Source organism: Bradyrhizobium sp. 147, from assembly GCF_023073935.1.
Classification (GTDB): domain Bacteria; phylum Pseudomonadota; class Alphaproteobacteria; order Rhizobiales; family Xanthobacteraceae; genus Bradyrhizobium.
Window position 1 is genome coordinate 1 of record NZ_JADPKL010000043.1, and the last position, 5,482, is coordinate 5,482.

Annotated in this window: 3 protein-coding genes; 2 read left to right on the forward strand and 1 reads right to left on the reverse strand. The window is 65.2% G+C overall.

The genetic code is table 11. The features are described 5' to 3' along the window. Positions 1–394 precede the first annotated feature (394 nt). Positions 395–2,464, reverse strand: a complete 2,070-nt coding sequence (locus tag IVA87_RS10975) for a prolyl oligopeptidase family serine peptidase (protein ID WP_247333536.1) — start codon at positions 2,462–2,464, stop codon at positions 395–397. 198 nt (positions 2,465–2,662) lie between these two features. Here IVA87_RS10975 and IVA87_RS10980 point away from each other — a divergent pair, with 198 nt between their 5' ends. Together IVA87_RS10980 and IVA87_RS10985 are read left to right on the forward strand one after the other, a co-directional pair. Further along, positions 2,663–3,910: an MFS transporter gene (locus tag IVA87_RS10980; protein ID WP_247303584.1), complete on the forward strand. Its 1,248-nt coding sequence runs from the start codon at positions 2,663–2,665 to the stop codon at positions 3,908–3,910. A 189-nt stretch (positions 3,911–4,099) separates the two neighbouring features. After that, entirely contained in the window at positions 4,100–5,332 is a 1,233-nt protein-coding gene (locus IVA87_RS10985) for an MFS transporter (protein WP_247333537.1), read from the forward strand. Positions 5,333–5,482: the final 150 nt, after the last annotated feature.

The window sequence follows — 5,482 nt, forward strand, 5'->3', positions numbered from 1 at the left end:
CTCCGCATCCGACCCCCTCCATGCTCTGGGAGTCGTCTTCAGAATCTCTCTTGCTCTCCAATGCAATAGGCCAGAGAAATCCATATGCGATTCCCCTGCGCAAGCGGGGGAGGGCTGGGGAGAGGGTGTCTCGACCACGGGACAATCCCCTAGAGGAGAGAGCCCTCACCCGCCGTGCTTCGCACGTCGACCTCTCCCGCAAGCGGGCTACCAGATTCACACATCTCGAAAATGGAATCATCTTCAATGAGTTAGCAAAAGCCAGGTTTTGGACGCTCACGCGCTGCAGAATCGAGACAAGTGACTCGGATGACTCACTTTTTGGGCTTAATCGGCGAATGGCTCTGACAGAGATGTGTGAATACGGTAGCGCAAGCGGGAGAGGTGCACGGCGTCACGCGGCGCCATCTCTCCACCCGATCTTCTCCTTCAAGAAGCGATAGCCCAGCACCTCGAAGCCAGCGCGCTCCTTGTTGTCCTTGCCGTAGCCGTGGCCGCCGGCTGCCGGTTCGTAGAACCAGGCCTCGTAGCCCATCGCCTGGAGCTTGGCGGCCATCTTGCGCGCGTGGCCGGGATGCACGCGGTCGTCGCGCCGTGTGGTGGCGATCAGGATCGGCGGATAGGGCTGAGCGGCCTTGACGTTGTGATAGGCCGAGTAGGTCTTCAGCCAGTCCCATTCCTCCGGCTTGTCCGGGTCGCCATATTCCGCGATCCAGCTCGCGCCCGCGAGCAGCTTGGTGTAGCGGCGCATGTCGATCAGGGGGATGGTGCAGAACAGCGCGCCGAAACGCTCGGGGTATCGCACCAGCATGTTGGTGATGAGGATGCCGCCGTTTGATCCACCCTGTGCGGCGATGCGCTTTGACGTGGTCACGCCGCGGCGGACGAGATCGGCGGCGACGGCCGCGAAATCGTCATGCGACAGCCTCTTGCCGGCGAGCCGCCCGGCATCGTGCCAGCGCGTACCGAACTCGCCGCCGCCGCGCAAATTCGCCTGCACAATCGTGCCGCCGCGCTCCAGCCACAGCTTGCCGAGCGCGGCATTGTAATACGGCTTCACCGAATGGGCGAAGCCGCCATAGGCGCTCAGATAGACCGGCGCATCGCCGGTCTCGCCTGCAGGGCCGCTCTGGACATAGGGAATTCGCTCGCCGTCGATCGAGACGGCCTCGTGCTGCGTCACCACGAGACCATCGGCGGTGAACGTTTTCGGCGCCTGCTTCAGCACGGTCGGGCTGGCGACGCCGCGTTCGATCAGCAGCAGCGACGGCGGCGTGAGCGGATCCTGCACATTGGCGAGCAGATCGCCGTTGCTTTCGGACGGATGGCGATCGAGCGGCCAGATGTCGACAACGCCGATCTGCGGCAGGCCACCAAGCGTCTCGCGGCTCCAGCCCGCAGCGGATGGCGTGCAGATCTCGAAGCACGGACGCAGCTCGTCGAGGATCGACAGCATGAGCTTGCCCGCGGCCCAGAACAGACCTTGCAACGCGCGCCGCGGCGCTGGCTCGAACAGCACCGCGAAATTGCGGCTGCCGGCGAGGAACGCCGACAGCGCCATGCCGAGCACCGTGTCAGCGGTATAGGTCCGGCCTGCGATGGACCAGTCCTTGCGCAGCTTGATCGCGAACCAGTCGCCATGCGCCTGCATCCAGATGCCGGTCGGCAGGTCCAACTTCGTCATCGCGCCGGCCGCATCGCGCAGCCAGACGGCGTGATTGAAGAAGTCGATCTGGTCGACGATCCAGACACGCGGCGCCGCGCCGGTGTCGTCGGCCATGCCGTAGATCACCATGTGATCGGCGGTGGTCTCGATAATGATCTCTGCCTGATCGACAGGCTGGCCGCGCCGCCACAGCCGAACGGTACGTGCATATCCCGAGCTCGTGGCCATGCCCTCGCCATGCGCGCTCGACAGCAGCAGTGTGTCGGCATCGAGCCAATCCACGCCGCCCTTCGCTTCCGGCAGCGTGAACCCGCCGGCCACGAAGCTCTTGGTGTTGAGGTCGAGCTCCCGCAACGTGACAGCATCGCTGCCGCCGCGCGACAGGCTCAGAATCGCGCGCGAACTTCCGGGCATCGTGGCGATCTGGCTCAGCAGCCAGTCCTCGCCTTCGCTTGCGGCGAGCTGGTCGATGTCGAGCATGGTCTCCCACGCCGGGTTGGCTTTGCGAAACTCCGCCAGCGTCGTCCGCCGCCACAGGCCCCGCGGATTGGCGGCGTCTTTCCAGAGATTGTGCAGATCGCTGCCGCGCCGGCTGACATAGGGAATGTTGTCGGGCCGGTCGTAGATCGCGGCGAGCGTGTCGCGGTCGCGCACGAACGCTGGGCCGCCGAACGCGGCGAGCGTCAGTTGATTCTGCCGCTCGACGAAATCGAGTGCCTGCTTGCCCTCGATCTCCTCCAGCCAGAGCCACGGATCATCGTCGGGAGCGCTGAGCGTAGGCCTGTCGTCGACGGTCATGAGCGAAACTCCAGGAAGACGCGGCGGATAGGATTCAATCGAGCGCAAGGCGTCAAGGACGCGGCCAGCTATCATCCGTCCGATTGCGTCAGAGGCATGGCCCGCGCCCGTTTGCGCCGGTTGCCCGCCCTCTCGCGCCCCTCCATAGTGCCGGAAATCAACGAGAGCCCCTTGAGCCCCCTTGGGGCGGAAATGCCGATGTTAGACGTGATCTCTACCGCCGAAATCGCCGACGACGCGCGCGTGCGTGCCAATGTGGTGCGCCTTGCCGCCGCGCAGGCGCTGACCGGCGCCAATTCGGCGGTGATCTTCGCCACCGGCTCGATCGTCGGCGCGACGCTCGCACCGGACATGTCGCTCGCGACCGTGCCGCTGTCGATGTACGTGCTGGGGCTCGCCGCCGGCACCTTGCCGACCGGCGCGATCTCGCGCCGCTTCGGCCGCCGCGCCGCCTTCGTCATCGGCACCGGCCTCGGCACGCTCACTGGCCTCACCGGCTCGTTCGCGATCCTGCACGCCTCCTTCGCGCTGTTCTGCGTCGCGACCTTCCTCGGCGGCCTCTATGGCGCGGTCGCGCAATCCTACCGCTTCGCCGCCGCCGATGGCGCCAGCGCGGCCTATCGCCCCAAGGCTGTGTCCTGGGTGATGGCGGGCGGCGTGTTCGCCGGCGTGCTCGGTCCGCAGCTCGTGCAATGGACCATGGACCTCTGGCAGCCTTATCTGTTCGCCTTCAGCTTCCTGGTGCAGGCGGCGGTGGCACTGGTCGCGATGGGCATCCTCGCCGGCGTCGACATGCCAAAGCCCGCGCCGGCCGATCTGCATGGCGGCCGGCCGCTGCTCGACATCGTGATCCAGCCGCGCTTCATCGCGGCCGCTTTGTGCGGCGTCATCTCCTATCCCATGATGAACCTGGTGATGACCTCGGCGCCGCTCGCCATGAAGATGTGCGGCCTCAGCGTTTCCGATTCCAATTTCGGCATTCAATGGCACATCGTCGCCATGTACGGGCCAAGCTTCTTCACGGGTGCGCTGATCGCGCGCTTCGGTGCCCCGAAGGTCGTTGCGGCCGGCCTGCTGCTGGAGGCCGGCGCCGCCGGCATCGGCCTTTCCGGAATCAGCGCGATGCATTTCTGGGCGACGCTGATCGTGCTCGGGGTCGGCTGGAATTTCTCCTTCATCGGCGCCTCCGCGCTGGTGTTGGAGACGCACCGTCCGCAGGAGCGCAACAAGGTGCAGGCCTTCAACGATTTCCTGGTGTTCGGCATGATGGCGATCGGCTCGTTCTCCTCTGGCCAGCTGCTTGCCAATTACGGCTGGTCTGCGGTGAACATGGTGGTGTTCCCGCCGGTGGTTCTGGGTCTTGTCGTGCTCTCGCTGGTCTCCTGGGCCCGCCGCCGCAAGGCGCGGCTGGACGCGGCGATGGGCGAGCTCCCGGATGCGATTTGACGCATGATCCGGAAATGTGCGCAGCGGCTTTCCGGACCTTGCTCAATAGGTGGCAGGAGGGTGTCAGCAGCGTTGATGCTTCGATCGCCGTCGAAGTGATTTTCGGAGCTGATGTCGTTACATGATGCTCGTCATGAAGAGACGGGCGTGAAGCAAGGCGCTCGCGGGGGAAACAAAGGACAAGCGCAAATGCTCGACAATCCCCGGCCCGCTGCTCCAATCAACGAATCCTCCCTCCGCTACGAAGGCTGGCGCATCGTCGCGGTCTGCTTCCTGCTCGCGACCTTCGGCTGGGGGCTCGGCTTCTACGGCCAGAGCGTCTATGTCGCTGAGCTCCAGCGCGCGCATGGCTGGTCCGCGTCGCTGATCTCGTCGGGCACGACCTTCTTCTATCTGTTCGGTGCGCTGCTGGTCGTCTTCGTTGGCGAGGCCATCCAAAAGCATGGCGCGCGCCTCTGCCTGATCGCCGGCACGCTGGCGATGGCGGCGGCGGCAGTGGCGATCGGCGCGGTGCGCGAGCCCTGGCAGCTCTATCTCGCCAATGCCGTGCTCGCCTTCGGCTGGGCCGGAACCAGTCTCGCCATGATCACCAACACGATCAGCCTGTGGTTCGACCACAAGCGCGGTATGGCGATCAGTCTCGCGCTGAACGGCGCCAGCTTCGGCGGCATCGTCGGCGTTCCGCTGCTGGTGGCGCTGATCGGCCATGTCGGTTTTGCCAGCGCGATGTACGCCGCGGCCGGCGCCATGCTGGTGCTGCTCCTGCCGGTGATCCTCATTCTCGTCGGCCGGCCGCCCGATCACGGCTGGCATGCGACTGCGAAGCCGAAGCCGCAATCGTCGGCGCAGATCCGCGCGCAGGCCCTGCGCGACGTCGGCTTCCTCACCCTGGCGATTGCGTTTGCATTGGTGCTGTTCGCCCAGGTCGGCTTCATCGTGCACCTGATCTCGTTCCTCGATCCCGTGATCGGGCGCGAGCGCGCCGCCGTCGCGGTCGCGGTGCTGACGGCGATGGCGGTGGTCGGCCGTGTGCTGTTCTCGCTGGTGATCGACCGCCTCGACCAGCGACTGGCGTCGGCGCTCTCGTTCCTGAGCCAGGCCGCCGCGCTCTTCGTCGTCATCAATTTGCACAATGATTACGCGCTGATCGCGGCCTGCGCGGTGTTCGGCTTCTCGGTCGGCAACCTCATCACGCTGCCGTCGCTGATCGTGCAGCAGGAGTTCGAGTCCGCCTCGTTCGGCGTGCTGATCAGCCTCAACACTGCGATCAACCAGGTCACCTACGCGTTCGGCCCCGGCGTCGTCGGCTTCCTCCGCGATCTCTCCGGCGGCTACTCGCTGCCGTTCTATCTCTGCATCGCGCTGGAGGTGATCGCCGCCGCACTGATCATGGTGCGCGGGAGGCGCGCGAACAAGTCATAGAGACGCGACGGCGTTTCCAAAAAATTCCGTCATTGCGAGGAGCACTTGCGACGAAGATTCCATGGGGGTGGATAGCGACCAAGTCTGAGGCCAGACTGAGGTTGCATCCATTCAACCTGGAGACGACGATGTTGCTCGATCATCCTATCG

What these genes read in the sequence shown, in the direction of transcription:
- IVA87_RS10980 (WP_247303584.1), top strand. Translation starts at nt 2,663, where the DNA reads ATGTTAGACGTGATCTCTACCGCCGAAATCGCCGACGACGCGCGCGTG.
- IVA87_RS10975 (WP_247333536.1), bottom strand. Translation starts at nt 2,464, where the DNA reads ATGACCGTCGACGACAGGCCTACGCTCAGCGCTCCCGACGATGATCCG.
- IVA87_RS10985 (WP_247333537.1), top strand. Translation starts at nt 4,100, where the DNA reads ATGCTCGACAATCCCCGGCCCGCTGCTCCAATCAACGAATCCTCCCTC.